General features: G+C 42.9%; 24 protein-coding genes, 1 pseudogene and 2 other annotated features. All 25 genes and pseudogenes read left to right on the plus strand.

The window, feature by feature from the left end; genetic code table 11:
- Positions 1-1,300 (plus strand): annotated as a pseudogene (locus tag HMPREF1210_RS16540) (YjiH family protein).
- A 451-nt stretch (positions 1,301-1,751) separates the two neighbouring features.
- Positions 1,752-2,222: a CtsR family transcriptional regulator gene (locus tag HMPREF1210_RS16545; RefSeq protein WP_016429852.1), complete on the plus strand. Its 471-nt coding sequence runs from the start codon at positions 1,752-1,754 to the stop codon at positions 2,220-2,222.
- A gap of 12 nt (positions 2,223-2,234) precedes the next feature.
- A complete protein-coding gene (locus tag HMPREF1210_RS16550; RefSeq protein ID WP_016429853.1) occupies positions 2,235-2,780 on the plus strand; it encodes a UvrB/UvrC motif-containing protein in 546 nt (181 codons plus the stop codon).
- Positions 2,770-3,870: a protein arginine kinase gene (locus HMPREF1210_RS16555; RefSeq protein ID WP_016429854.1), complete on the plus strand. Its 1,101-nt coding sequence runs from the start codon at positions 2,770-2,772 to the stop codon at positions 3,868-3,870. The genes HMPREF1210_RS16550 and HMPREF1210_RS16555 overlap by 11 nt, the downstream gene beginning before the upstream one ends.
- Positions 3,860-6,298 (plus strand): ATP-dependent protease ATP-binding subunit ClpC, encoded by a 2,439-nt coding sequence (clpC, locus tag HMPREF1210_RS16560; RefSeq protein WP_016429855.1) that lies wholly within the window; start codon positions 3,860-3,862, stop codon positions 6,296-6,298. Before HMPREF1210_RS16555 ends, clpC begins: the two co-directional genes overlap by 11 nt.
- A 111-nt stretch (positions 6,299-6,409) precedes the next feature.
- Positions 6,410-7,786 (plus strand): DNA repair protein RadA, encoded by a 1,377-nt coding sequence (radA, locus tag HMPREF1210_RS16565; RefSeq protein WP_016429856.1) that lies wholly within the window; start codon positions 6,410-6,412, stop codon positions 7,784-7,786.
- A 229-nt stretch (positions 7,787-8,015) separates the two neighbouring features.
- Complete coding sequence (locus tag HMPREF1210_RS16570) at positions 8,016-9,095, plus strand: PIN/TRAM domain-containing protein (RefSeq protein WP_016429857.1); 1,080 nt, start codon at positions 8,016-8,018, stop codon at positions 9,093-9,095.
- 97 nt (positions 9,096-9,192) lie between these two features.
- Positions 9,193-9,888, plus strand: coding sequence for a 2-C-methyl-D-erythritol 4-phosphate cytidylyltransferase (ispD, locus tag HMPREF1210_RS16575; protein ID WP_016429858.1), 696 nt, complete (start codon positions 9,193-9,195; stop codon positions 9,886-9,888).
- Complete coding sequence (gene ispF / locus HMPREF1210_RS16580) at positions 9,889-10,365, plus strand: 2-C-methyl-D-erythritol 2,4-cyclodiphosphate synthase (protein WP_016429859.1); 477 nt, start codon at positions 9,889-9,891, stop codon at positions 10,363-10,365. It begins immediately after the preceding gene.
- A gap of 56 nt (positions 10,366-10,421) precedes the next feature.
- On the plus strand, positions 10,422-11,885 hold the full coding sequence (gene gltX / locus HMPREF1210_RS16585) for a glutamate--tRNA ligase (protein ID WP_016429860.1): 1,464 nt from the start codon (positions 10,422-10,424) through the stop codon (positions 11,883-11,885).
- A 54-nt stretch (positions 11,886-11,939) separates the two neighbouring features.
- Positions 11,940-12,164 (plus strand) — a binding site (T-box leader).
- Positions 12,165-12,341: 177 nt separating this feature from the next.
- Positions 12,342-13,004, plus strand: a complete 663-nt coding sequence (gene cysE / locus HMPREF1210_RS16590; RefSeq protein WP_016429861.1) for a serine O-acetyltransferase — start codon at positions 12,342-12,344, stop codon at positions 13,002-13,004.
- Positions 13,001-14,401 (plus strand): cysteine--tRNA ligase, encoded by a 1,401-nt coding sequence (gene cysS, locus HMPREF1210_RS16595; protein WP_016429862.1) that lies wholly within the window; start codon positions 13,001-13,003, stop codon positions 14,399-14,401. Before cysE ends, cysS begins: the two co-directional genes overlap by 4 nt.
- Positions 14,398-14,829, plus strand: a complete 432-nt coding sequence (locus HMPREF1210_RS16600) for a Mini-ribonuclease 3 (protein ID WP_016429863.1) — start codon at positions 14,398-14,400, stop codon at positions 14,827-14,829. The genes cysS and HMPREF1210_RS16600 overlap by 4 nt, the downstream gene beginning before the upstream one ends.
- Positions 14,826-15,578: a 23S rRNA (guanosine(2251)-2'-O)-methyltransferase RlmB gene (gene rlmB, locus HMPREF1210_RS16605; RefSeq protein WP_016429864.1), complete on the plus strand. Its 753-nt coding sequence runs from the start codon at positions 14,826-14,828 to the stop codon at positions 15,576-15,578. Before HMPREF1210_RS16600 ends, rlmB begins: the two co-directional genes overlap by 4 nt.
- 1 nt (position 15,579) lies before the next feature.
- Positions 15,580-16,089: an NYN domain-containing protein gene (locus tag HMPREF1210_RS16610; RefSeq protein ID WP_016429865.1), complete on the plus strand. Its 510-nt coding sequence runs from the start codon at positions 15,580-15,582 to the stop codon at positions 16,087-16,089.
- A 69-nt stretch (positions 16,090-16,158) separates the two neighbouring features.
- Positions 16,159-16,809, plus strand: coding sequence for an RNA polymerase sporulation sigma factor SigH (gene sigH / locus HMPREF1210_RS16615; protein ID WP_016429866.1), 651 nt, complete (start codon positions 16,159-16,161; stop codon positions 16,807-16,809).
- An 84-nt stretch (positions 16,810-16,893) separates the two neighbouring features.
- The gene (gene rpmG / locus HMPREF1210_RS17880) at positions 16,894-17,043 is read left to right on the plus strand and encodes a 50S ribosomal protein L33 (protein WP_081637847.1); all 150 of its coding nucleotides are present in this window, start codon (positions 16,894-16,896) and stop codon (positions 17,041-17,043) included.
- Between the two features lie 41 nt (positions 17,044-17,084).
- Positions 17,085-17,270, plus strand: coding sequence for a preprotein translocase subunit SecE (secE, locus tag HMPREF1210_RS16620; protein ID WP_016429867.1), 186 nt, complete (start codon positions 17,085-17,087; stop codon positions 17,268-17,270).
- 104 nt (positions 17,271-17,374) lie between these two features.
- Positions 17,375-17,908, plus strand: a complete 534-nt coding sequence (nusG, locus tag HMPREF1210_RS16625; RefSeq protein ID WP_016429868.1) for a transcription termination/antitermination protein NusG — start codon at positions 17,375-17,377, stop codon at positions 17,906-17,908.
- Between the two features lie 377 nt (positions 17,909-18,285).
- Positions 18,286-18,711 carry a 50S ribosomal protein L11 gene (rplK, locus tag HMPREF1210_RS16630; protein ID WP_016429869.1) on the plus strand — a complete coding sequence of 142 codons (426 nt, stop codon included), beginning with the start codon at positions 18,286-18,288 and terminating at the stop codon, positions 18,709-18,711.
- A 117-nt stretch (positions 18,712-18,828) separates the two neighbouring features.
- On the plus strand, positions 18,829-19,530 hold the full coding sequence (gene rplA / locus HMPREF1210_RS16635) for a 50S ribosomal protein L1 (RefSeq protein ID WP_016429870.1): 702 nt from the start codon (positions 18,829-18,831) through the stop codon (positions 19,528-19,530).
- A 41-nt stretch (positions 19,531-19,571) separates the two neighbouring features.
- Positions 19,572-19,711 (plus strand) — a sequence feature (ribosomal protein L10 leader region).
- Between the two features lie 33 nt (positions 19,712-19,744).
- Complete coding sequence (rplJ, locus tag HMPREF1210_RS16640; RefSeq protein ID WP_016429871.1) at positions 19,745-20,245, plus strand: 50S ribosomal protein L10; 501 nt, start codon at positions 19,745-19,747, stop codon at positions 20,243-20,245.
- Positions 20,246-20,320: 75 nt separating this feature from the next.
- A complete protein-coding gene (gene rplL, locus HMPREF1210_RS16645; RefSeq protein ID WP_016429872.1) occupies positions 20,321-20,683 on the plus strand; it encodes a 50S ribosomal protein L7/L12 in 363 nt (120 codons plus the stop codon).
- Between the two features lie 82 nt (positions 20,684-20,765).
- Entirely contained in the window at positions 20,766-21,371 is a 606-nt protein-coding gene (locus HMPREF1210_RS16650) for a class I SAM-dependent methyltransferase (protein ID WP_016429873.1), read from the plus strand.
- Between the two features lie 235 nt (positions 21,372-21,606).
- Positions 21,607-25,158 carry a DNA-directed RNA polymerase subunit beta gene (gene rpoB, locus HMPREF1210_RS16655; protein ID WP_016429874.1) on the plus strand — a complete coding sequence of 1,184 codons (3,552 nt, stop codon included), beginning with the start codon at positions 21,607-21,609 and terminating at the stop codon, positions 25,156-25,158.
- The last annotated feature ends 119 nt before the right edge of the window (positions 25,159-25,277 follow it).

The following is a 25,277-nucleotide window of genomic DNA, read 5'->3' on the forward strand; positions in this document are numbered from 1 at the left end:
ATGCAACAAGTGGGAGAACGTTCAAAAATACGTTCAAGTACGGGAATGTGGAAGTTTTTTGTATACAGTTTTATTGGTGCGTTCATGTTTTTCGTGCCGGTCACAATTGGTGGAAAAAATTCAATCATGCTTGACCACATCGTGTCATGGATTCAAGCAAATGCAACTGGGGTTTTACCATATTACTCATTAGTACTTATTCTAGCTGGTGCATTATACCCGTTTTACTCGGGGACTTGGAAAAAATCGACCGTCAACATGGTGTTTTCTTTCTTTAAAATCATAGGTTTAGTCGTTGGGATTATGATTGTTTTTGGATTTGGTCCGGCGTGGTTATTTGCTCCTGATATGGGACCATTCTTGTTCGATAAATTAGTGATTTCCGTAGGTTTATTAGTCCCAATCGGGGCGGTATTTTTAGCATTATTAGTAGGTTATGGATTACTTGAATTTATTGGGGTTCTCATGCAACCGATTATGCGACCAATTTGGCGAACACCAGGTCGATCTGCAATTGACGCAGTAGCTTCTTTCGTTGGTTCATATTCATTGGGCTTGCTAATAACGAATCGTGTTTATAAAGAAGGGAAATACACAGCACGAGAAGCAGCAATTATTGCAACGGGCTTCTCGACTGTATCTGCTACGTTCATGGTTATCGTTGCGAAAACACTTGGCTTAATGGATATGTGGAATTTGTACTTTTGGGTAACACTAATCGTCACGTTCATCGTGACGGCAATTACAACTCGCATCTGGCCGCTGAATCGTATTAAAGACGATTATTATGAAGGCAGTGTGCCACAACCAGAGGTGAAACCTGAAGGAAGTCGCTTGACAGCCGCTTGGAATGAAGCGCAGGAAACCGTTAAACAATCACCTAGTTTACTTGCGAGACGGTTTATTAATGGCTATGGCGATTTTACCATCAATTTTATCAATTGGATTACTTGGTTTAGTGTTAGCAGAATTCACGCCGATATTTGACTGGATCGGTTACATCTTCTATCCGTTCACCTACATTTTGCAGCTTCCTGAACCGATGCTAGTCGCAAAAGCAAGTGCACTTGGAATAGCTGAAATGTTCCTACCTGCATTGCTGGTTGTGAAATCTGGGATGATTGTAAAATTCGTAATTGCGGTTGTATCTATATCGTCCATCATTTTCTTCTCTGCAGTTGTTCCTTGCATCGTGGCAACAGAAATTCCGATTTCAATACCGAAATTAATCGTTATCTGGGTTCAACGTGTTATTCTGACTTTAATCATTGTTACGCCGATTGCTTTCATGCTGTTTTAATAGAAGTGCCATCCTTGCATAAAAGGATGGCACTTTTTTGTGTAACAGGAGCGTAGCGGAAACAAAAACCATTAAATCAATGAACTTGTAGACGTATCTCTAAAAGTTAACAAGGATGTGAGACGTGTTTGAGCGATAATCTATCGTTTGATTGATAAATTTTCACAAACTCAAAGTAGGCGGTGAAATCGTCACACTATCCAAGTATACTAGTCAATAAGATTAATAATATCTGAATATTCTTGCTATAATTTCCACTTAAGAAAATAGCTTTTTATTTTAGAAAAAACGGAACGAAAGCATATGAATTGCACACTTCCTATCTCCCCTTATATAATAAAGTCAAAGTTAGTCAAAGTCAGGTACATGGTGCATCCTATTGGGATGCCCACGTGAAATATAGCCACTAACCTTAATCGCACTCAGAGTTAATTGATCAGGAGGTGATTGCATGCGGAATATATCAGATATTATTGAAGGGTATTTAAAGAAAGTTATCGAATTAGATGAAAAAGGGCATGTTGAGATAAAGCGCAGTGAGATTGCGGAGCAGTTTCAATGTGTGCCTTCACAAATTAATTATGTGATTAATACGCGCTTCACCGCTGACCGTGGTTACCTCGTTGAAAGTAAGCGGGGGGGCGGGGGGTATATTCGAATAGTTCGGGTACGCGCTCATACGAAGGCTGATTTAATTGAAACCATTCTGGCAAGTTTAGAGCGTGGAGCTTCTCAAACGATGACGGAAGATATTATCTTTCGTTTAATCGATGAGAATGTAGTGACGAAGCGTGAGGCGAAAATGATGCTCGCGGCACTCGATCGTACAACCCTCAATACCCCATTGCCGCATCGAGATGAATTGCGTTCACGCATATTGCAAGCGATGCTTATGACATTCAAGTATGAACAGTTAAAGTGAGGCGAGCGCGAGATGATTTGTGAGAATTGTAAACATCGTCCGGCAAAAGTTACCGTGACGCAAATACAAAATGGAGAACAGGTGCAACGACATTATTGTGAGGTCTGCGCAAAAAATTTCCATCCGTTTCATTTGGATTTTCAGCAGGATCCACTTTCGCTACATCAGTTATTGTCCAATTGGTTTGGCGTCCCGGAAAGCAAACAAGTGCAACAAAAACCTCAACCAGAAGCTAAGACATGCAGTTCATGTGGATGGACATTCCGACAGTTTTTAAACCAAGGGAAGTTTGGGTGTGCACATTGTTATGAGAGTTTTCACGAACAATTACCGGACGTCTTCAAAAAATTGCACAACGGCAATGTGAAACATGTGGGGAAAGCGCCAGGTACATTTGGCCAAACACTGCAATTGAAAAAACAAATTGAAGCAATTCGTACGTCCATGCGCACGGCGATTGAGATTGAAAATTTTGAAGAGGCGGCACGACTTCGGGATGAAGCTCGCTCGTTAGAGGAACAGCTGCACAGCGGAGGTGAAAACCGCGATGTCCATTGAACGTTTTCTGAATAATTCCGTTACAAGTTGGATGGCCGGCGAGGGAGAGCATGCAGATATCGTGATGAGCACGAGAATCCGGCTCGCCCGAAATTTAACAGGTTACCGATTTCCACTTTCTTTTACGGAAAATGAAGCGCTGCAAGTAGATCAAGCGATTTCCTCAGTTTTACTTGATGCAGAAGCGGAACTTGAGTCGACCTTTTCGTATATAGATATAAAAGAGCTATCTGCGCTCAATCGGCAAGTGCTGGTTGAAAAGCATTTAATCAGTCCGAAATTGGCTCACTCGGAAATAGCAGGGTCCGTTTTATTATCAGATGATGAAGCGGTCAGTGTGATGGTCAATGAAGAAGATCATATTCGCATACAATGTATTTTCCCGGGAATGCAGTTAAACGAAGCATGGCGTCAGGCAAACCATATAGATGACGTCCTTGAAAAAGAACTGCCCTATGCATTTGATGAACAGTTTGGCTATTTAACGAGTTGTCCGACGAATACGGGCACTGGCCTGCGGGCATCGGTGATGATGCATTTACCAGCACTCACGATGACAAAGCAAATGGATCGCATTGTAACAGCGATTACACGTCTCGGGATGGTCGTACGCGGCATCTACGGAGAAGGTAGTGAAGCCCTCGGCAATGTGTATCAAGTATCAAATCAAACAACTCTCGGGAAATCAGAAGAAGATATCTTAACTGATTTGCAAAGCATCACTGAACAAATTATTCAAAAAGAACGTGAAGCAAGAGCGGCTCTCTTACATACGAGACCGAATGTATTGGAAGATCGTCTGTATCGTTCACTTGGTGTTTTGACGTATGCACGGCTTTTAACAACAGAAGAAGCGGGACGCTGTTTATCAGACGTGCGTCTTGGCATCGATCTAGGTTTGATTAAAGGTGTCGATGTTTCAATTTTGAATGAATGCATGGTTTTCATGCAACCAGGTTTTTTACAGAAGTATGCAGATACGTCCCTGCAACCCGAAGAACGCGATGTGTTTCGGGCAAAGTTGTTTAGGGAACGGTTGCAAGTAGACAATAATTTAGACAATGAAGGAGAGGAACCTCATGATGTTTAATCGATTTACACAACGCGCACAAAAAGTACTCCAATTAGCTCAAGAAGAAGCCATTCGTATGAAGCACGAGTCAATTGGTACTGAACATATATTATTAGGATTAATTCGAGAGGGTGGCGGAATTGCTGCCAAAGCAATGGAAGCAATCGAAGTCAGTCCGCAAATGATTGAAGAAGGCATTGAAGAGCTGGTAGGAATGGGAACTGGTGACGTAGGTCCAATCGTTCATTACACACCACGTGCGAAGAAAGTCATTGAGTTATCAGTAGACGAATCGCGTAAACTGGGCCATTCATACATCGGCACAGAGCATTTATTGCTGGCATTGATTCGCGAAGGTGAAGGTGTAGCGGCTCGTGTGCTTAACAATTCAGGTGTCAGCTTGAATAAAGCACGTCAACAAGTGCTGCAATTACTGGGTAGCAACGATCATGTTCAAGCGAACAGCGGAAACAATCCTGCTGCGAGCACACCAACGCTTGATAGCTTGGCTCGTGATTTAACCCAAATTGCACGCGAAGGAAGCTTGGATCCTGTCATTGGACGTAGCAAAGAGATCACGCGTGTCATTGAAGTGCTATCACGTCGTACGAAAAACAACCCTGTTCTTATTGGGGAACCGGGTGTCGGTAAAACAGCTATCGCTGAAGGTTTGGCACAACAAATCGTGCAAAATGAAGTTCCGGAAATTCTGCGTGACAAACGCGTCATGACATTGGATATGGGTACAGTTGTTGCGGGTACAAAATACCGTGGTGAGTTTGAAGATCGCTTGAAAAAAGTGATGGATGAAATTCGCCAAGCGGGTAACGTCATTCTATTTATCGATGAGCTCCACACATTGATTGGTGCCGGTGGTGCAGAAGGCGCTATTGATGCATCAAATATCTTGAAACCGTCACTTGCTCGTGGCGAACTTCAATGTATTGGTGCAACAACGCTTGATGAATACCGTAAATATATTGAAAAAGATGCTGCTTTGGAGCGTCGTTTCCAACCGATTCAAGTGGATGAACCTTCAGTTGAAGAGTCCATTCAAATCATCAAAGGACTTCGTGATCGTTATGAAGCCCATCACCGTGTGAAAATTACGGATGCAGCGATTACTGCAGCGGCTAAAATGTCCGACCGTTACATTTCCGACCGTTTCTTACCGGACAAAGCCATTGATTTAATTGATGAAGCCGGTTCGAAAGTGCGTTTGCGTTCATACACGACACCGCCGAATTTAAAAGAACTGGAAACTCGTTTAGAAGCAATCCGTTCGGAGAAAAACGCGGCTGTTCAAAGCCAGGAGTTTGAAAAAGCAGCATCATTCCGTGATACGGAACAAAAGCTGAAAGAAGAACTCGAAAGCACGAAGAAGTCTTGGAAAGAAGAACAAGGCAGAGCTGAATCTGAAGTAACTGTGGAAGATATCGCGGCAGTTGTTTCCATGTGGACGGGAATTCCGGTTTCAAAACTGGCACAAACCGAGTCTGAGAAATTATTGAAATTAGAAGATACATTGCACCAACGTGTTATCGGTCAAGCGGAAGCAGTTACAGCGATTTCTCGCGCAGTACGCCGAGCACGCGCTGGATTGAAAGATCCAAAACGTCCAATTGGTTCATTCATTTTCCTTGGGCCAACTGGTGTCGGTAAAACAGAACTTGCCCGTGCACTTGCAGAGAGCATGTTTGGCGACGAAGATGCAATGATTCGCGTCGACATGTCCGAGTACATGGAAAAACACTCGACTTCTCGACTTGTCGGTTCACCTCCTGGTTACGTTGGATTTGAAGATGGCGGTCAATTGACAGAAAAAGTTCGTCGCAAACCGTATTCTGTTATTCTTTTAGATGAAATCGAGAAAGCACATCCAGATGTCTTCAATATCTTGTTGCAAGTGTTGGAAGATGGTCGCCTAACTGATTCTAAAGGACGCACAGTCGACTTCCGAAACACGGTTGTTATTATGACATCCAACGTCGGCGCGGAAGCGTTGAAGAAAAACAAATACGTCGGCTTCAATTTGCAAGACGGCGAACAGAAATACAAAGACATGAAAGGCAAAATGCTCGAAGAGTTGAAAAAAGCCTTCCGTCCTGAATTCTTAAACCGTGTCGATGAAATGATTGTGTTCCATTCTTTAGAAAAAGAACACTTGAAAGAAATCGTGACATTAATGACTGCTCAATTAACGAAACGCTTGAAAGAGCAGGAAATTGAGCTTGTGTTAACAGAAGCGGCTCAAGAAAAAATCACAAAAGAAGGGTACGACCCAGAGTACGGTGCACGTCCGCTCCGTCGTGCACTTCAAAAACACGTGGAAGATCGCTTGTCTGAAGAACTATTAAAAGGTACGGTGTTGACAGGAAACAATATTGTGTTCGATGTTGAAAACGATGAATTTATCGTTCGTACAAAAGAAGCAGTAACAGAATAAAACTATTGGAGCATTCCGGCGAGGCTGTTCGGAATGCTCTTTTTTACATAATGCTCTATGTAAACGATGTTGTTGATAGTAGTAAAGGAATCTGCGAAAGTAGGAGGTACTATGGCTAAACGTAAAACAAAATTCTTGTGTAACTCATGTGGCTATGAATCTGCTAAATGGATGGGACGCTGCCCTGGTTGTGGCGCATGGAACACCATGGTGGAAGAAGTGGAAGTGGTCGTAAAAGGACCCCGCCGCACGTTCCAGCATTCTGAAAAAATCGCACAAAAAGCGACCCCGATTACAGCTGTTGAAACGGTTGATGAACCACGCGTAGATACGGATCTTGCTGAATTGAACCGTGTACTTGGAGGCGGAATTGTACCTGGGTCACTTATTTTGATTGGTGGAGACCCCGGTATCGGTAAATCCACACTGTTGCTGCAAGTTTCCTCATTACTGGCGAACAAAGGGCAACGCGTATTGTATATGTCTGGGGAAGAGTCCATCCGACAAACGAAACTTCGTGCAGAACGTTTGGGTGTGGCATCTTCTGAGCTCTATATTTATTCAGAAACCAACTTGGAACTAGTGAATGAGGCAATCGATCAAGTCGAACCAAAGTTTGTCGTAATTGACTCCATTCAAACAGTTCACCATCCTGAAGTTACGTCTGCCCCAGGTAGCGTTTCACAAGTGCGGGAATGTACAGCGGAATTGATGCGCATTGCCAAAACGAAAAACATTGCGATTTTCCTTGTGGGTCATGTAACGAAGGAAGGTCAGATTGCCGGACCGCGATTACTTGAACATATGGTGGATACAGTTCTGTACTTCGAAGGCGAACGTCACCATACGTATCGCATTTTGCGTTCACAGAAAAACCGTTTTGGTTCAACCAACGAGATTGCTATTTTTGAAATGTTACAAGGTGGATTAAAAGAAGTATTGAACCCTTCTGAATTGTTCTTGCAAGAACGTTCACAAGGAGCGGCAGGTTCAACCGTTGTCGCTTCTATGGAAGGGACACGACCGATTCTGGTTGAAATTCAGGCTTTGATTACGCCGACGAGTTTCAACTATCCGAAGCGTATGGCAAGCGGGATTGATCAAAACCGGATTTCTTTACTGATGGCCGTATTAGAGAAGCGGGTCGGAATGCTGCTGCAAACGCAAGATGCCTACATTAAAGTAGCCGGTGGCGTGAAGCTGGATGAGCCAGCCATCGATTTGGCTGTCTTGACGACCATCGTTTCCAGTTTCCGTGATGTTGCGGCGAGTGCACATGACTGCTTTATTGGAGAAGTGGGGTTAACAGGTGAAGTGCGTCGTGTGTCCCGAGTGGAACAACGCGTGCAGGAAGCGGCGAAACTTGGATTCAAACGCGCAATTATTCCAGCGTCGAACCTTGGCGGCTGGGACTATCCGAAAGGTATTCAAGTGGTTGGCGTTGAAACCGTAAATCAGGCATTAAAAGAAGCTTTCCCGAACGCTTAGGCGTTTTGGGAAAGCTTTTTCTCTAGTATCTCGAAGGAGGAGATTCCGCTGGGAGAATCTAGGTGAAACCGAACCGTGCGGATTAAAACCTCTGCCACGCCGATTAACTTCCCTACACCATAAATTCCAAGTGACTGACGCTTTTCATAAGAAACTTTACGATTGCCTTCTTCGTCAAGTAGGTGTTTCCGTTTGAAAACGTGTATAATCAAAAACAGGAGGTGGGCCAGTGTTAAAGTGGATTATTCGAATTACATTTATCTTGATTGGTGGAACGCTCGGGTTACTTTTTTTACCGCAATTATACGATCTTATACATTTATCTTCTAACCCGTGGCTGAACAATCCGTATGTGTCTGTGCTAATAGGAGCCATTCTTTTGTTTGTACTTGCTTTACTGTTGACCGACTATTTGATCGAGTTTTTAAGTTGGATGGAAGATCGATTGCTGAAAGCGCCAATTGGTGATTTGTTGTTTGGTACACTCGGTCTGATTATTGGGCTTAGTGTCGCATTTCTTTTGAATTTTGCGGTGGATTCCATACAGCTTCCAGTCATTGATGCGGTACTTCCCATATTGCTGACCATCACTTTAGGATATCTTGGTTTCCAGGTAGGCTTCAAGAAGCGCGATGAAATTGTTCAAATGTTTACTGCTAATAAAACGGTTGTACAAAAGAAAAAGTTCGATGAAAACAACCCTCAGGAATTGCAACAAGCATCATATAAATTACTCGATACAAGTGTCATTATCGATGGTCGGATTTCTGATATTTCTGCAACGGGTTTCCTTGAAGGGGTGCTTGTCGTACCTCAGTTTGTATTAACTGAACTTCAGCATATTGCCGATTCTTCGGATACATTGAAACGTACACGAGGTCGACGTGGTCTTGATATCTTGAAACAACTTCAGTCCGAGCGAGCTTCAGCTGTTTTGATTACAGAAGAAGATTTTGATGATGTGGCAGAAGTTGATTTGAAACTGATGCGTCTTGCGAAGAAAATGGACGGCATGGTAGTGACCAATGATTTCAACTTGAATAAAGTGTGTGAATTGCATCAAGTGCCTGTTCTGAATATCAATGATCTTGCGAATGCGGTCAAACCAGTCGTGATTCCCGGTGAAGAAATGCATATCGTGGTCATCAAAGATGGCAAAGAACAAAATCAAGGTGTAGCTTATCTAGACGACGGAACGATGATTGTCGTGGAAGATGGCAAGTCGTATATCGGCCAAGCAATTAACGTCATTGTTACAAGTGTTCTTCAAACTTCGGCTGGGCGAATGATTTTTGCTAAAACGAAATAAACAATTACACCTAAAATAAGAGGCTGCCCTTTCTGTCAACAACACCAGACAGCTAAGGCGGCCTCCTTTTCCATCAAGAAAGAGGAGAATACTTGAAATGAAATATATCGTTGTATTACCGGCTGCGGGTAGCGGGAAACGGATGAAGGCCGGACGTAATAAATTATTTCTTACATTGCGCGATAAGCCAATTCTCATCCATACACTTGAGGTCTTTGAACAAGATACAAATTGCGTTGGGATCTGGCTCGCAGTGAAGCCTGAAGAGCGTGTGACGATTCAGGAGATGTTGAACGAGTATAACATTACGAAAGTGAAAGGGATGCCTGAAGGTGGCGAGGAACGTCAATACAGTGTGTATGCCTGCGTCCAAGCAGCTGAGCATGAGGCAGACTTGATTCTCGTGCACGATGCGGCAAGGCCTTTCATCGAACCAGCCGTGATTTCCCAATTGGTTCAAAAAGCTCATGAGACCGGTGCTGCCATCGCTGGTGTGAAAGCAAAAGACACCATGAAACGTGTACGCAATCACATTATTGAAGAAACGGTGGACCGTGATCAATTGTGGATGATCCAGACTCCACAAGCTTTCCGTAAGGACATCTTGATGAAGGCGCAACAGCAAGCAGAACAAGATGGGTTTCTCGGGACAGATGAATCCATGTTAGTCGAACGACTGAATATCCCTGTGTACGTGGTAGAGAGTACGTATGATAATGTAAAAATGACGACACAAGAAGATTTATTGATAGGCGAAGCCATCTTACAAAAACGACAGCAGGAGGAAAACTAAATGTTTCGAGTTGGACAAGGGTTTGATGTACATGAATTTGCAGAGAATAGACCGCTTATTTTAGGTGGCGTGACGATTCCATACGAAAAAGGTTTAATCGGGCATTCAGATGCCGATGTTTTATTACATACAGTAACGGATGCGGCACTGGGCGCAATTGGTGAAGGGGATATTGGACGTCATTTTCCCGATACGGACCCTGAATTTAAAGATGCAGATTCCGCAAAATTACTTGCATACATTTGGAACATCGTTGAAGAAAAAGGCTATAAATTAGGCAATGTGGATTGCACGATTATTGCACAGGCACCAAAGATGGCACCTTATATTAATCAAATGCGTGACCGCATCGCACAACTGCTAAATGCGGAACCAACGCAAGTGAATGTCAAAGCGACAACAACCGAAAAGCTTGGCTTTACGGGACGTGGAGAAGGCATCGCGGCACAGGCGACGATATTACTCATTCAAAAATAAGTATGACCTGTGTTAAACTGGACAAAGTTTAGCACGTATTCGAGGAGGACACACACATGACACAAGAAGTTCGCGTACGCTACGCACCAAGCCCAACAGGAAATTTACATATTGGTGGAGCCCGCACTGCCTTATTCAACTATTTATTTGCACGCCATCACGGCGGTAAATTCATTGTTCGTATTGAAGATACGGATATTGAACGTAACATTGAAGGTGGCGAATTATCGCAACTGGAAAACTTGAAATGGCTTGGCATGGAATATGATGAGTCTGTTGATATCGGTGGACCATATGCTCCTTACCGTCAAATGGAACGTTTGGACATTTACCAAAAGCATGCAGTAGAAATGCTTGAAAATGGTCATGCGTATAAATGTTTCTGCACAACGGAAGAGTTGGAAGTTGAGCGTGAAGAGCAAAAAGCAAAAGGTGTCGCTGCACCAATGTACAAAGGTACATGCCGTAACTTAACGAAAGAACAAGTGGCGGAAAAAGAGGCGGCAGGTCTTGCACATACCATTCGCATGCGTGTACCTGCAGATGTAACGTATACATTTGAAGACTTGGTGCGCGGTTCGGTTTCATTTGAATCGAAAGATGTTGGTGACTGGGTGCTTGTTAAAGCAAATGGTATTCCGACTTATAACTATGCAGTTGTTTTGGATGATTATTTCATGAAGATTTCTCACGTATTCCGTGGGGAAGAACATTTATCAAATACACCAAAACAAATGATGGTATTTGACGCATTTGGTTGGAAAGCGCCTGAATACGGTCATATGACATTAATCATCAACGAAAGCCGTAAAAAACTTTCAAAACGTGACGAATCGATTATTCAATTCGTTGCTCAGTATAAAGATCTTGGTTATATCCCAGAAGCAATGTTCAATTTCTTTGCGCTTCTTGGCTGGTCTCCTGAAGGAGAAGAAGAAATCTTCACGAAAGAAGAATTCATTCGCCAGTTTGACGTCAATCGCTTATCTAAATCACCATCGATGTTCGATAAACAAAAACTAACGTGGATGAACAATCAATATGTGAAGCAACTGTCTCTTGAAGAAGTAGTTGAACTTGCATTGCCTCATTTACAAAAAGCTGGTCGCTTGCCTGAAACATTGACAGAAGAAGAAAAACAATGGGCAACGGGCGTTATCGCGCTTTACCATGAACAAATGAGTTTCGGTGCTGAAATTACTGAGCTAACTGACCTATTCTTTAAGGATGAACTTGCATATGATGAAGAAGCTACTGCTGTTTTAGCTGGCGAACAAGTGCCGGAAGTTATGGCATCTTTCAAAACGCAACTTGAGCAACTGGAAGTGTTTGAAGCAGATGCTGTCAAAGCAGCAATCAAAGTCGTGCAAAAAGAAACGGGACATAAAGGCAAGAACTTATTCATGCCAATCCGTGTTGTGACGACTGGTCAAACACACGGTCCGGAATTGCCTAACGCAATCGCGTTAATCGGCAAAGAAAAAGTACTTGCGCGTGTGGAGAAATTCGCAAAACAATAAGTTTGACTTTCATGCATGATGGTGTGAAAATGAAGCTATCTTTAACCAAAACATCAAAACGCTTTGATGAGGAGAAGTACATAAGGCACGCTCTTTAGAGAGGACCACCACCGGCTGAAAGTGGTCTGAGCTTAGGCACTATGGAAATGCACCTCTGAGCGCTCAGCTGAACCATTTAGTAAGCGAGCCGTACCGTCTACGTTACAAGACGCCAAGTGGGAAGGACCGCAAAACATCCTTCCAATCAGAGTGGAACCGCGCTATTACAGCGTCTCTGTCAGTCAATGACAGGGGCGCTTTTTATTTTGGTCAAAAAACTGTGAGGTTGTCTCGTAAAGTAAACTTGGAGATGAGACCTGTTTGAGCGTTAAATTATTCACAAGCCAAATATAGGGCTACCGATCGAATCAAAATCAAACAAAACATTTAACAAAAACTAACACAGGAGGAACGATGATGTTCAGTCGAATGAAAGAAGATGTTGAAGTCGTCTTCGAGCAAGATCCAGCTGCCAGACGTGTGCTGGAAGTTGTGCTGACGTATGCCGGGTTACATGCGGTTTGGGCACACCGTGTCGCACATGCGCTCTTTAAGCGGAAATTCTTTTTCCTGGCGAGAGTCGTATCGCAAGTGAGTCGATTTTTCACCGGAATTGAAATCCATCCGGGTGCCAAAATTGGTCGCCGCTTTTTCATAGACCACGGAATGGGTGTAGTCATAGGGGAAACGTGTGAAATTGGCGATAATGTAACGATCTTCCAAGGAGTGACACTTGGTGGTACAGGTAAAGAACGAGGGAAACGACATCCCACGTTACACGATAATGTATTGGTAGCAACAGGAGCAAAAGTACTTGGGTCGATTACGATCGGCGAAAACAGTAAAGTCGGTGCAGGCTCGGTTGTATTGAAAAATGTTCCGCCAAATTCAACGGTTGTAGGTATTCCTGGAACAGTCGTCGTGCAAGATGGAATCAAAGTGAAACGTGACTTGGATCACCAGGACTTGCCGGATCCAGTAGCGGATAAATGCAATATGCTAGAAGAAAAAATTGCCGTCTTGCGCGAGCAAGTCGCGCTTGTCAGTGAACAATTCGAAAAGGAGCGAAACGTTAAATGAGCATTCATATTTACAACACATTGACGCGTCAAAAAGAACCATTTGTGCCGCTTGAAGAAGGCAAGGTGAAAATGTACGTATGTGGACCGACAGTATATAACTACATCCACATCGGGAACTCCCGTCCGGTAATCGTCTACGATACCGTACGTCGCTACTTGAAGTACCGTGGATATGAAGTGAATTTCGTTTCTAACTTTACGGATGTTGACGATAAAATCATCAAAACGGCAAATGAACTGGGTGAAGAAGTATCCGAATTAACCGAACGTTTTATCGCCGCTTATTTTGAAGATGTGGTTGCACTTGGTTGCCAGAAAGCGGATGCTCACCCACGTGTCACGGAACATATGGACTCTATCATCGAATTCATCGAAGTCTTAATCGAAAAAGGCTATGCTTACGAGTCGCAAGGTGACGTTTATTACCGCACACGCAAGTTTGAAGGGTACGGCAAATTGTCCCAACAATCGGTTGATGATTTAAAAATCGGCGCACGCATTGAAGCGGGCGAAAAGAAAGCAGATGCACTTGATTTTGCATTGTGGAAAGATGCGAAGCCGGGTGAAATTTTCTGGAAGAGTCCTTGGGGCAATGGTCGTCCGGGATGGCATATTGAATGTTCCGTTATGGCTCGTGAAATTTTGGGAGACACGATTGACATTCACGCAGGTGGACAGGATTTGACATTCCCGCATCATGAAAACGAAATTGCACAGTCTGAAGCATATACAGGTAAGCAATTTGCGCGCTACTGGATGCATAATGGATATATCAATATTGACAACGAAAAAATGTCGAAGTCCCTTGGTAACTTTGTATTGGTGAACGACATTCGTAAACAAATCGATCCGCAAGTGTTGAGATTCTTTATGTTGTCGGTTCATTACCGTCACCCAATCAATTTCTCGCAAGAGCTTGTGGAAAATGCGGAAAATGGGCTGGCGCGCATTCGAACATCATACTCGAATTTGGCGCATCGTCTTGAAGCATCTCCTGAACTAGGGGATCACAAGGATATCTGGTTAAACAAAATCGAAGAAGTCCGCACCCAATTCGTTACGGCAATGGACGATGATTTCAATACGGCCAACGGAATTGCTGCCTTGTTTGAACTGGCGAGTCTGGCTAATGTATATCTAATTGAAAAACATACGGAAGCGGTTGTTCTTACTGCATTCATGAAAGCATTGAAAGAACTTTCACTTGTTTTGGGTATTGAAGTGGAAGTAAAAACAGAAGTACTGGATGAAGAAATTGACGCTCTTATTGCGGAGAGAATCCAGGCGCGTAAAGATAAAGATTTCGCTCGTGCAGATGCCATCCGGGATCAATTGAAAGAAATGAATATTTTATTGGAAGATACGGCGCAAGGCATCCGTTGGAAACGCGGATGAACAAAGAATATTCACTTCGTCCGGCAGATGTAAAACAATTGAATTCACTGGCCCTTGCGTATATGGGGGATGCCGTCCTGGAGCAAGCGATTCGTGAACATTTGATTCGTTCAGGACGAGTTAGACCCAATACACTGCATAAAGAAGGAACTAAATATGTTTCGGCGAAAGCCCAGGCATCCGTGGTGCGTGTGCTACTCCAAGAAAAGTTTTTGACGGAAGATGAAGAAGCGGTGCTAAGACGCGGGCGTAATGCCAAGTCTGGCACCATTCCCAAAAATACAGATGTACAAACGTACAAATATAGTACGGCGTTTGAAGCGGTTCTCGGAAGTTTGTACCTATCCGGCAACTTCGAACGCGTGAAGGAAATAATCGAAAAAGCTATTACCACTATAGAAGAACCGAAAGGAGAATCGATATCGTGACTGAACTTGACAATGAAATCGTATCAGGGAAAAATCCAGTGCTGGAGGCCCTTCGCTCCGGGCGAGATATGAACAAAGTATGGGTAGCGGAAGGTGTCAAGAAAGCGGGAATCGCCGAGTTGTTACAACTTGCGAAAGAAGCGGGCATCATCGTCCAGTTTGTGCCAAAAAACAAAGTGGACCAATTGACGGACGGAGCCAATCACCAAGGGGTAGCAGCTTCAGTAGCAGCTTATCGTTATGCAGAAATTGATGAGCTTTTCGAACGTGCTGCTTCACGCAATGAAGATCCATTCTTTTTGATTTTGGATGAGTTGGAAGATCCACATAACCTGGGTTCTATTTTGCGAACAGCTGATGCGACTGGCGTGCATGGTGTCATTATTCCGAAGCGTCGTGCAGTTGGACTAACTGCAGTCGTGGCGAAAACATCTACAGGGGCAATTGAGCATGTGCCGGTAGCACGCGTTGGTAATCTAGCACAAACTGTTGAAGATTTGAAAAAGCGTGGCGTGTGGATCGCGGGAACGGATGCTAAAGGCTCGGCTGATTACCGTCGCATGGATGCGAAATTACCATTGGCAATCATTATAGGCAGTGAAGGAAAAGGAATGAGTCGCTTGCTGAAAGAGAAGTGCGACTTCCTCTATAACATGCCGATGGTTGGGCGCGTAACGTCGTTAAATGCATCCGTAGCAGCTGCTATCCTGATGTACGAAGTATTGCGGAACCGCCTGCCGGTTAATTGAGATGGACATTTTACTCGTCGATGGCTATAACATTATCGGCGCATGGAAAGAATTGCGTGCATTAAAAACAGACAAGCTCATTGATGCCAGAGACAGGCTGATTGAAATGATGGCGGAATACAAAGCTTATTCAGGTTGGCGAGTCATTGTAGTGTTTGATGCACATCTCGTACCTGGGATTGAAAAAAAGAAGAAACAATATGATGTCGAAGTTATTTTCACCAGGGAAAACGAAACTGCGGATGAACGTATTGAAAAATTAACATCACAATTAATGACAAGACGTGATCAAGTGCATGTAGCTACATCTGATTTGACGGAACAATGGGTGATTTTCGCACAAGGCGCACTAAGAAAGTCTGCACGAGAACTTGAAATTGAAATGGAGTTAGTTCAGGAGAATATCACGAAGAAGGTGAAGGCTATCCAGGAGCAGCGCCCGTTTTCCAAAATCCAGCTAAGTAATGAAGTGGCAGAAATTTTTGAAAAATGGCGCAGAGGGATGAAATGAGTCGTTGACGCTCGATTTCCACATCCTGTATACTAGGGTCAAACTATGCAGACGGCCGAGGTGATACTGTTGATTAAGAGTGACTATGTACACGTGAAGCTGCACCAATTTGAAGACTTACTAGATGACGAGCTTGTGGAATTGGTCCACACTGGCGATTCTGATGCGCTTGACTTTTTAATCACCAAATATCGATCTTTTGTGCGTATGAAAGCCAGGTCTTACTTTTTAATCGGGGCTGATAAAGAAGATATCATTCAAGAAGGAATGATTGGACTTTACAAAGCGATTCGTGATTTCAGAGGGGACAAGCTCTCATCGTTTCGAGCATTCGCAGAACTTTGTATTACACGTCAAATTATAACTGCTATCAAAACAGCTACACGTCAAAAGCATATCCCACTCAATTCATATGTGTCATTGGACAAGCCGATTTTTGATGAAGAATCAGACCGCACACTAATGGATGTGATTTCGGGCTCTGCTATTGATGATCCCGAAGAACTGATGATTCACCGTGAAGATTTTGATTACATGGAAGAAAAAATGAGTGAAATTCTGAGCGAATTGGAGAGGCAAGTACTTGCCTTGTATTTGGATGGACAGTCTTACCATGAAATTTCAGAAGAATTAAATCGTCATGTAAAATCCATAGACAACGCATTACAGCGTGTGAAGCGGAAACTTGAACGGCACATTGAAATTGGTGGCGTTCATTGAAATCTTCACCTGGGCGTTTGTTGACAGTCTAAACCGTAGGTGATAGTCTTTAAAAAGACAAATGCTGACTTAAAAGGTGATAAAATGGCTAATAAAGTCGTCTTAAGCTGTGTGCAATGTGGTTCGCGAAACTATACAGTTCCTGCTTCAAAAGAAGGATCGAGTGAGCGTCTGGAACTGAAAAAGTATTGCTCCCATTGCAAAGCGCATACGGTTCATAAGCAAACGTTGTAAATATAGACATAGATAATTTTTACTCGGAGGGTTAAATCAGAATGACTAATATCAGTGGTTTCTTTGGTAATGTTGTCTCGGAAATGAGAAAAGTTAGTTGGCCTAAACGTAAGGAAATGACTCGTTATACAGTCATTGTACTTTCAACGGTCGTAATTATGGCAGTATTTTTCGCAGTCGTTGACCTAGGAATTTCACAAGCGTTTCGCTGGTTCCTTAAACTGTAATTTGATAACAGATAGCACTTGTGGAGAATAGCCCGTCAGAAACTTAGAACGGGTTTTTTCATTTGTCTAAGAAATGGAGGGACGGACGAACAGTCCTGCTACTTATGGAAAAGAATTGGTATGTTGTTCACACGTATTCTGGATACGAGAACAAAGTAAAAGCAAATCTTGAAAAGCGTGTTGAAACGATGGGTATGTCCGATCTGATCTTCCGCGTCATTATCCCGGAAGAGCAAGAAACGGATTTTAAAGATGGTAAAAAACGTACAGTTATGCGTAAAACATTCCCTGGGTATGTTTTAGTTGAACTTGTGATGACAGACGATTCTTGGTATGTCGTGCGAAATACTCCAGGCGTTACTGGATTTATCGGTTCTTCAGGTGGTGGAGCAAAACCGACACCATTATTGCCGGAAGAAGTAGAATTCATCCTGAAACAAATGGGCATGACAGAGCGCAAAATTGAAGCGCAATACACGGTTGGGGAAATGGTTGAAGTTCTTGAAGGACCATTTGCACACTTCCAAGGTAAAGTGGAAGAGATTGATGATGCAAAAGGTAAGTTGAAAGTTTCTGTTGATATGTTTGGACGCGAAACGAAAATGGAACTTGACTACGACCAAGTTATTAAAATGTAATTAGAAAAGTGAAAACGCCACTCGATGCGAAAGCTAGCTTTCGCTAGATTAGGGGAAGGAAGGCTAAATTCCCGACATCGTGTCGGAACGCCTTCATGACCCACATCCTGTGGCCCTAAGCTTAGGTGAGAGCTGGCGCTTGCAACTAGACATTAGCAATCTTGAATGGAAAAAAAGCATTTAAAATCTAGTTCATAGAACCTTTTTCCAAAAGCTACTTGCTTAAGTTTTGGAAAAATGGTATTATTTCAAAGGTCAGACTGAAATAGTGTAGTCTGCGAAAATTTTAGCTTATGCTCAGCTAGTAGCTGACAGACAGATATTGAGTGGGAGGGGCAACCCAATTACCACATCACGGACTTAAGGAGGTGTGTCTCGTGGCTAAAAAAGTTGTTAAGGTAGTAAAATTACAAATTCCTGCTGGTAAAGCAAATCCAGCACCGCCGGTTGGTCCAGCATTGGGTCAAGCAGGTGTTAATATCATGGGATTCTGTAAAGAATTCAACGCACGTACGGCAGATCAAGCTGGACTAATTATCCCTGTTGAAATTTCTGTATTTGAAGACCGTTCATTTACATTCATTACAAAAACTCCACCTGCAGCAGTATTACTTAAAGTGGCGGCTGGTATCCAGTCAGGTTCTGGTGAACCAAACCGCAAAAAAGTTGCTACGGTGAAGCGTGATAAAGTTCGCGAAATCGCTGAACAAAAAATGCCAGACCTAAACGCAGCATCAGTTGAAGCAGCTATGTTGATGGTTGAAGGTACTGCGCGCAGCATGGGTATCGTCATCGAAGACTAATCCCTGCACTTGATGATGCATTAGTTTTTGGGGGGTTGCGGATGTCTATAAGACACGCAACCCTTATTCGTGGGAGGTTTATTCCGCTAAAACCACAATCAAGGAGGACATTTTACAATGGCTAAAAAAGGTAAAAAGTTGCAAGATGCAGCGAAATTGGTAGACCGTACTAAATTGTACGCAGCTCAAGAGGCAATCGAACTTGCTAAAAAAACGAGCACTGTTAACTTTGACGCAACAGTTGAAGTGGCATTCAAATTAGGAATCGACACACGTAAAAATGACCAACAAATCCGTGGAGCAGTAGTACTTCCAAACGGAACTGGTAAAACTCAACGTGTATTAGTTTTCGCTAAAGGCGAAAAATTAAAAGAAGCAGAAGCTGCTGGCGCTGACTTTGTTGGCGATACAGAGTTCATTAACAAAATCCAACAAGGATGGTTTGACTTCGATGTAATCGTAGCTACTCCTGACATGATGGGTGAAGTTGGTAAATTAGGTCGCGTTTTAGGACCAAAAGGCTTAATGCCAAACCCTAAAACTGGTACTGTAACATTCGACGTAACTAAAGCGATCGAAGAAATCAAGGCTGGTAAAGTTGAGTACCGTGCTGACAAAGCTGGTATTATCCATGCACCAATCGGTAAAGTTTCTTTCGACGACAACAAGTTAGTTGAAAACTTCTTGGCAGTATTTGATGTAGTTCAAAAAGCTAAGCCTGCGGCAGCTAAAGGAACTTACATGAAATCAGTTAACGTTACAACTACAATGGGTCCATCTGTAAAAGTGGATTCTTCTAGCGTAAAAGTTAACAAATAAGGTTGACAGTTTAAAGTCTATCTGTTAAGATGACTTTTGTTGTAAATAAATTATTTGTACCGTAGACAGTAGGGGCGACTTGTCGCATAATGATCCTACCGAGGACATGCATTCAGATTCTTTTTAAGATGACGTTTCAGCCCCTGTGTCTATATAGATCCAGGGGCTTTTCTTTTGGCGGTATAAATGACTCATTCTATTAGGAGGTGTCCAGATGAGCAGAGCAATCGAAGCTAAAAAAGTTCGTGTTGAAGAAATTACTGAAAAGTTCCAAACAGCAGCAACTGCAGTAGTAGTTGACTACCGTGGCTTGAGTGTTTCTCAAGTAACTGAACTTCGTAAACAACTTCGTGAAGCTGGCGTTGAATTCAAAGTGTATAAAAACACAATGACTCGCCGTGCAGTTGAAGTTGCTGGTCTTGAAGGCTTGAACGAAAGTCTTACAGGTCCAAACGCAATTGCGTTTTCAACAGAAGACGTAGTAGCGCCAGCGAAAATCCTTAACGATTTCGCTAAAAAGAACGAGAACCTTGAAATCAAAGCTGGTGTGATCGAAGGTGCAATCGCAACTGCTGAAGATATTAAAGCACTTGCAGAACTTCCTTCTCGCGAAGGTTTGTTGTCAATGCTACTCAGCGTTCTACAAGCTCCAATGCGCAACTTCGCGCTTGCAACAAAAGCTGTTGCAGAACAAAAAGAAGAGCAAGGCGCGTAATTCGTTACACGGCTTAGCTGTTTAAACCCGGGTATAACCCAAACAAAAAAATATTCCTATTAGGAGGAACATACAATGAACAACACTCAAATCCTTGAAGCAATCAAAGGTATGACAGTTCTTGAATTAAACGACTTAGTAAAAGCAATCGAAGAAGAATTCGGCGTTACAGCTGCTGCACCAATGGCTATGGCTGCTGGTGGCGGTGCTGCTGCTGAAGAAGAAAAAACTGAATTTGATGTAATCCTTAACTCTGCAGGAGATCAAAAAATCAAAGTAATCAAAGTGGTTCGTGAAATCACTGGATTAGGTCTTAAAGAAGCTAAAGAAGTTGTAGATAACGCTCCTAAAGCTCTTAAAGAAGGCGTAACTAAAGAAGAATCAGAAGAAATCAAAGCTAAACTTGAAGAAGTTGGCGCTTCAGTAGAAGTTAAATAATTTCTTTTAATAAGTAATGGAAAGCTCGTCAGTTAACGGCGGGCTTTTTCTTCATTTCATCAACAGGTTGGAGGGTGCCCGAATGGCTGATCATTATTATTCAAAAAAACCTCAAACTGAAAGTAAGCCTAAGTCATGGAGTTTTACACTGCGTGGTGAGCTGTTTCATTTTGAAACGGATACGGGTGTTTTCAGTAAAAGCGAAGTAGATTTTGGGTCCCGTGTTTTAATTGATGCGTTTGTAATGCCTGCGACTGAAGGACCTGTGCTTGATGTAGGGTGTGGGTATGGACCAATTGGTTTATCCATCGCTAAAACTGAGGCAGATCGTACAATTCACATGGTGGACATCAACGAACGTGCAGTGCAACTTTCGCGTAAAAATGCGGAGGGTAACGGGGTACAAAATGTACGAATCTATGAAAGTGACGGGTTAACCGACGTTACGGAAACTGACTTTGCTGCAATATTAACAAACCCGCCGATCCGTGCTGGAAAACAAACGATTTTTCGTTTTTATTTAGATGCCTATGCGAAATTGCGTGTGGGTGGAGAGTTGTGGGTTGTCATTCAGAAGAAACAAGGAGCTCCGTCAACTTTCGATCGATTAGAAGAAATTTTCGGTCAAGTTGAAGTGATCGATAAGGTAAGAGGTTACTGGATCATTAAGGCTGAGAAAGTCAAATGATTATTGACTTGACAAAATCGCTATGATATTATAATAAAATGCAAAAATATTATTTTGCGGTCGTATGCCCTTTTGTATAAAGGTGTTTTGCGAGTGGGTATACTTACCAAGAATAAATTTAGTTAACCGAAAATGAGCTCTTATAGAACTCGTTTTCTTTTTGTCTTTTCGACATCATACACTAAATATGGTGTGCCGAAAAGTCCTAATATTGCTTTATTGAGGGGTGAATGAGTTGGCAGGTCAACTAGTTCAGTACGGACAACACCGCCAGCGCAGAAGTTTTGCGCGTATTAATGAGGTGCTGGAACTTCCGAATTTAATCGAAATTCAAACAGCATCTTATGAATGGTTCCTGGAAGAAGGTTTGCGTGAAATGTTCCGAGACATTTCTCCGATTGCAGACTTCACAGGTAATCTTTCACTGGAATTCATCGATTATACATTAGGTGAACCTAAGTATCCGGTCGATGAATCAAAAGAACGTGACGTAACTTACGCTGCACCACTTCGCGTAAAAGTACGTTTGCACAACAAAGAAACAGATGAAGTGAAAGAACAAGATGTGTTTATGGGTGATTTCCCACTCATGACAGAAACAGGTACTTTCGTCATCAACGGTGCTGAGCGCGTAATCGTATCTCAGTTAGTCCGTTCACCAAGTGTTTACTTCCATGATAAGACAGATAAAAACGGTAAAAAAGGTTTCGGTGCAACGGTTATTCCTAACCGTGGCGCATGGTTGGAATACGAAATCGATGCGAAGGACGTAGTATATGTACGTATCGATCGCACACGTAAATTACCAGTAACGGTACTTCTGCGTGCACTTGGCTTTGGTTCTGATCAAGAAATTATCGACCTTATCGGCGATAACGAATACCTTCGTAATACTTTAGAAAAAGATAACACGGAGAGCACAGATAAAGCGTTGCTTGAAATTTATGAGCGTCTTCGTCCAGGCGAGCCGCCAACAGTTGAAAGTGCGAAGAGCCTGTTGTACTCACGTTTCTTCGATCCAAAACGCTATGACTTAGCGAATGTTGGTCGTTACAAAATGAACAAAAAACTGCACATTAAAAACCGTCTATTCAACCAGACAGTAGCTGAAACGCTAGTTGATCCAGAAACTGGTGAAATTTTAGCGGAACAAGGTGCAGTGATTGACCGTCGTTTACTTGATCGTTTAATCCCACATCTTGAAAATGGAATCGGATTCCGCACAATTTCTCAAGTAGGTGGCGTATTAGAAGGCGATATCACGTTACAATCAATCAAAATTTACGCTCCAAACAATGAAGCGCAACAAGAAATTAATGTCATCAGCAATGCTTATATTGAAGATGCGATAAAAAACATCACACCTGCTGATATTATTTCTTCTGTTAGTTACTTCTTCGGCCTACTTTACAACATTGGAAACACGGATGACATTGATCATCTAGGTAACCGTCGTTTACGTTCAGTAGGGGAACTATTACAAAATCAATTCCGTATTGGTCTTTCCCGTATGGAACGTGTGGTACGTGAGCGTATGTCAATTAACGACACACAATCTATAGTGCCACAACAATTGATTAATATCCGTCCGGTTATTGCATCAATTAAAGAGTTCTTTGGTAGTTCTCAGTTGTCTCAATTCATGGATCAAACAAATCCACTTGCTGAATTGACGCACAAACGCCGTCTATCGGCATTAGGACCCGGTGGTTTAACGCGTGAACGTGCTGGTTTTGAAGTACGTGACGTTCATTACTCCCACTACGGTCGTATGTGTCCGATTGAAACGCCTGAGGGACCAAACATTGGGTTGATCAACTCACTTTCAAGTTTCGCGAAAGTGAACAAATTCGGATTTATTGAAACACCTTACCGTCGCGTAGATCCTGAGACAGGCCTTGTGACAACTCGCATCGATTATTTAACAGCAGATGAAGAAGACAACTACGTAGTAGCGCAAGCTAATGCCCGTCTTTCTGACAATGGTGAATTTGTCGACGAAGAAGTTGTTGGTCGTTTCCGCGGAGATAACACGGTATTCAAACGTTCATCAATCGATTATATGGATGTATCGCCTAAACAAGTTGTTTCTGCAGCGACAGCGTGTATCCCGTTCTTAGAGAACGATGACTCCAACCGTGCCCTTATGGGTGCGAACATGCAACGTCAAGCGGTTCCATTGTTAAATCCTGAAGCTCCTTTTGTAGGAACAGGGATGGAACATGTGAATGCGCGTGACTCGGGTGCTGCGGTCATCGCTAAGTTTGACGGAATCGTTGAACATGTAGAAGCGAAAGAAATTCGAGTTCGTCGCATTGAAGAAATCGACGGCAAAGAAGTTAAAGGCGATTTAACAAAATATAAATTACAAAAATTCATTCGTTCTAACCAAGGGACGAGTTATAACCAACGCCCAATCGTTAAAGTTGGCGATCGCGTGAAACCACTTGATATTCTTGCTGATGGTCCTTCTATGGAGCGCGGTGAGATGGCACTTGGACGTAACGTGCTTGTTGCTTTCATGACATGGGACGGTTTCAACTATGAAGATGCTGTTATCATGAGTGAACGTCTTGTAAAAGACGATGTGTACACTTCTGTGCATATCGAAGAATACGAGTCAGAATCCCGTGATACTAAGCTCGGACCTGAAGAAATCACACGTGATATTCCAAACGTGGGTGAAGAAGCGCTTCGTAACTTAGATGACCGCGGAATCATTCGTGTCGGTGCGGAAGTTCGCGACGGCGATATCTTAGTAGGTAAAGTAACACCTAAAGGGGTTACTGAGTTAACGGCTGAAGAACGTTTATTACATGCAATCTTTGGTGAAAAAGCACGTGAAGTCCGTGATACTTCTCTACGTGTACCTCATGGTGCAGGCGGAATTATCCTGGATGTTAAAGTGTTTAACCGCGAAGATGGCGACGAGCTTCCACCAGGTGTGAACCAACTCGTTCGTGCATACATCGTTCAAAAACGTAAAATCTCTGTTGGGGATAAAATGGCTGGACGTCATGGTAACAAAGGTGTTATCTCGCGTATCCTTCCAGAAGAAGACATGCCTTTCCTTCCGGACGGCACACCAGTTGATATCATGCTTAACCCTCTAGGGGTTCCATCTCGTATGAACATCGGTCAAGTATTGGAGCTTCACTTAGGTATGGCTTCCCGTACTCTTGGCATTCATATGGCTTCACCAGTATTTGATGGTGCCAATGAAGCTGACGTTTGGGATACGATGGAAGAAGCAGGTATGAACCGTGACGGTAAAACAACATTGTATGATGGTCGCTCAGGTGAGCCATTCGACAACCGCGTTTCTGTCGGGATTATGTATATGATTAAGTTAGCCCACATGGTTGACGATAAATTACATGCTCGTTCTACTGGACCTTACTCTCTTGTTACGCAACAACCGCTTGGTGGTAAAGCACAATTTGGTGGACAACGTTTCGGTGAGATGGAGGTTTGGGCACTTGAGGCATACGGTGCCGCTTACACACTTCAAGAAATCTTGACAGTGAAGTCCGATGACGTGGTAGGTCGTGTGAAAACATACGAAGCCATCGTTAAAGGTGAAAGCGTTCCAGAACCAGGTGTTCCAGAATCATTCAAAGTATTAATTAAAGAACTTCAAAGTTTAGGTATGGACGTTAAGATGATGACAATCAACGACCAAGAAATTGAATTGCGTGATTTGGATGAGGAAGACGATCTTCAACCAGCTGATGCACTCAACATCCTGCCAATGACGGACGAAGTGCCAGTCGGCTCAGCCGAATAAGGCAATATATATAAATTAGTTTTAAGAAATAAGGGCAGGCCATCATACCTGCCCGCATTTCCATTTCCATAAAAGTTATCCGCCTGAGCTAAGTGGATAAAGTCTTTAAAAGACCCAGA

This window comes from Paenisporosarcina sp. HGH0030, assembly GCF_000411295.1.
Taxonomy (GTDB): Bacteria; Bacillota; Bacilli; order Bacillales_A; family Planococcaceae; genus Paenisporosarcina.

Coding starts and splice junctions, on each gene's coding strand:
- HMPREF1210_RS16600 (WP_016429863.1), top strand. CDS start 14,398: ATGAACAAAGAATATTCACTTCGTCCGGCAGATGTAAAACAATTGAAT.
- rplJ (WP_016429871.1), top strand. CDS start 19,745: ATGAGCAGAGCAATCGAAGCTAAAAAAGTTCGTGTTGAAGAAATTACT.
- rpmG (WP_081637847.1), top strand. CDS start 16,894: ATGGCTAATAAAGTCGTCTTAAGCTGTGTGCAATGTGGTTCGCGAAAC.
- rplA (WP_016429870.1), top strand. CDS start 18,829: ATGGCTAAAAAAGGTAAAAAGTTGCAAGATGCAGCGAAATTGGTAGAC.
- HMPREF1210_RS16545 (WP_016429852.1), top strand. CDS start 1,752: ATGCGGAATATATCAGATATTATTGAAGGGTATTTAAAGAAAGTTATC.
- clpC (WP_016429855.1), top strand. CDS start 3,860: ATGATGTTTAATCGATTTACACAACGCGCACAAAAAGTACTCCAATTA.
- cysE (WP_016429861.1), top strand. CDS start 12,342: ATGTTCAGTCGAATGAAAGAAGATGTTGAAGTCGTCTTCGAGCAAGAT.
- HMPREF1210_RS16550 (WP_016429853.1), top strand. CDS start 2,235: ATGATTTGTGAGAATTGTAAACATCGTCCGGCAAAAGTTACCGTGACG.
- HMPREF1210_RS16555 (WP_016429854.1), top strand. CDS start 2,770: ATGTCCATTGAACGTTTTCTGAATAATTCCGTTACAAGTTGGATGGCC.
- ispD (WP_016429858.1), top strand. CDS start 9,193: ATGAAATATATCGTTGTATTACCGGCTGCGGGTAGCGGGAAACGGATG.
- secE (WP_016429867.1), top strand. CDS start 17,085: ATGACTAATATCAGTGGTTTCTTTGGTAATGTTGTCTCGGAAATGAGA.
- HMPREF1210_RS16610 (WP_016429865.1), top strand. CDS start 15,580: ATGGACATTTTACTCGTCGATGGCTATAACATTATCGGCGCATGGAAA.
- rplL (WP_016429872.1), top strand. CDS start 20,321: ATGAACAACACTCAAATCCTTGAAGCAATCAAAGGTATGACAGTTCTT.
- ispF (WP_016429859.1), top strand. CDS start 9,889: ATGTTTCGAGTTGGACAAGGGTTTGATGTACATGAATTTGCAGAGAAT.
- nusG (WP_016429868.1), top strand. CDS start 17,375: ATGGAAAAGAATTGGTATGTTGTTCACACGTATTCTGGATACGAGAAC.
- gltX (WP_016429860.1), top strand. CDS start 10,422: ATGACACAAGAAGTTCGCGTACGCTACGCACCAAGCCCAACAGGAAAT.
- radA (WP_016429856.1), top strand. CDS start 6,410: ATGGCTAAACGTAAAACAAAATTCTTGTGTAACTCATGTGGCTATGAA.
- HMPREF1210_RS16650 (WP_016429873.1), top strand. CDS start 20,766: ATGGCTGATCATTATTATTCAAAAAAACCTCAAACTGAAAGTAAGCCT.
- cysS (WP_016429862.1), top strand. CDS start 13,001: ATGAGCATTCATATTTACAACACATTGACGCGTCAAAAAGAACCATTT.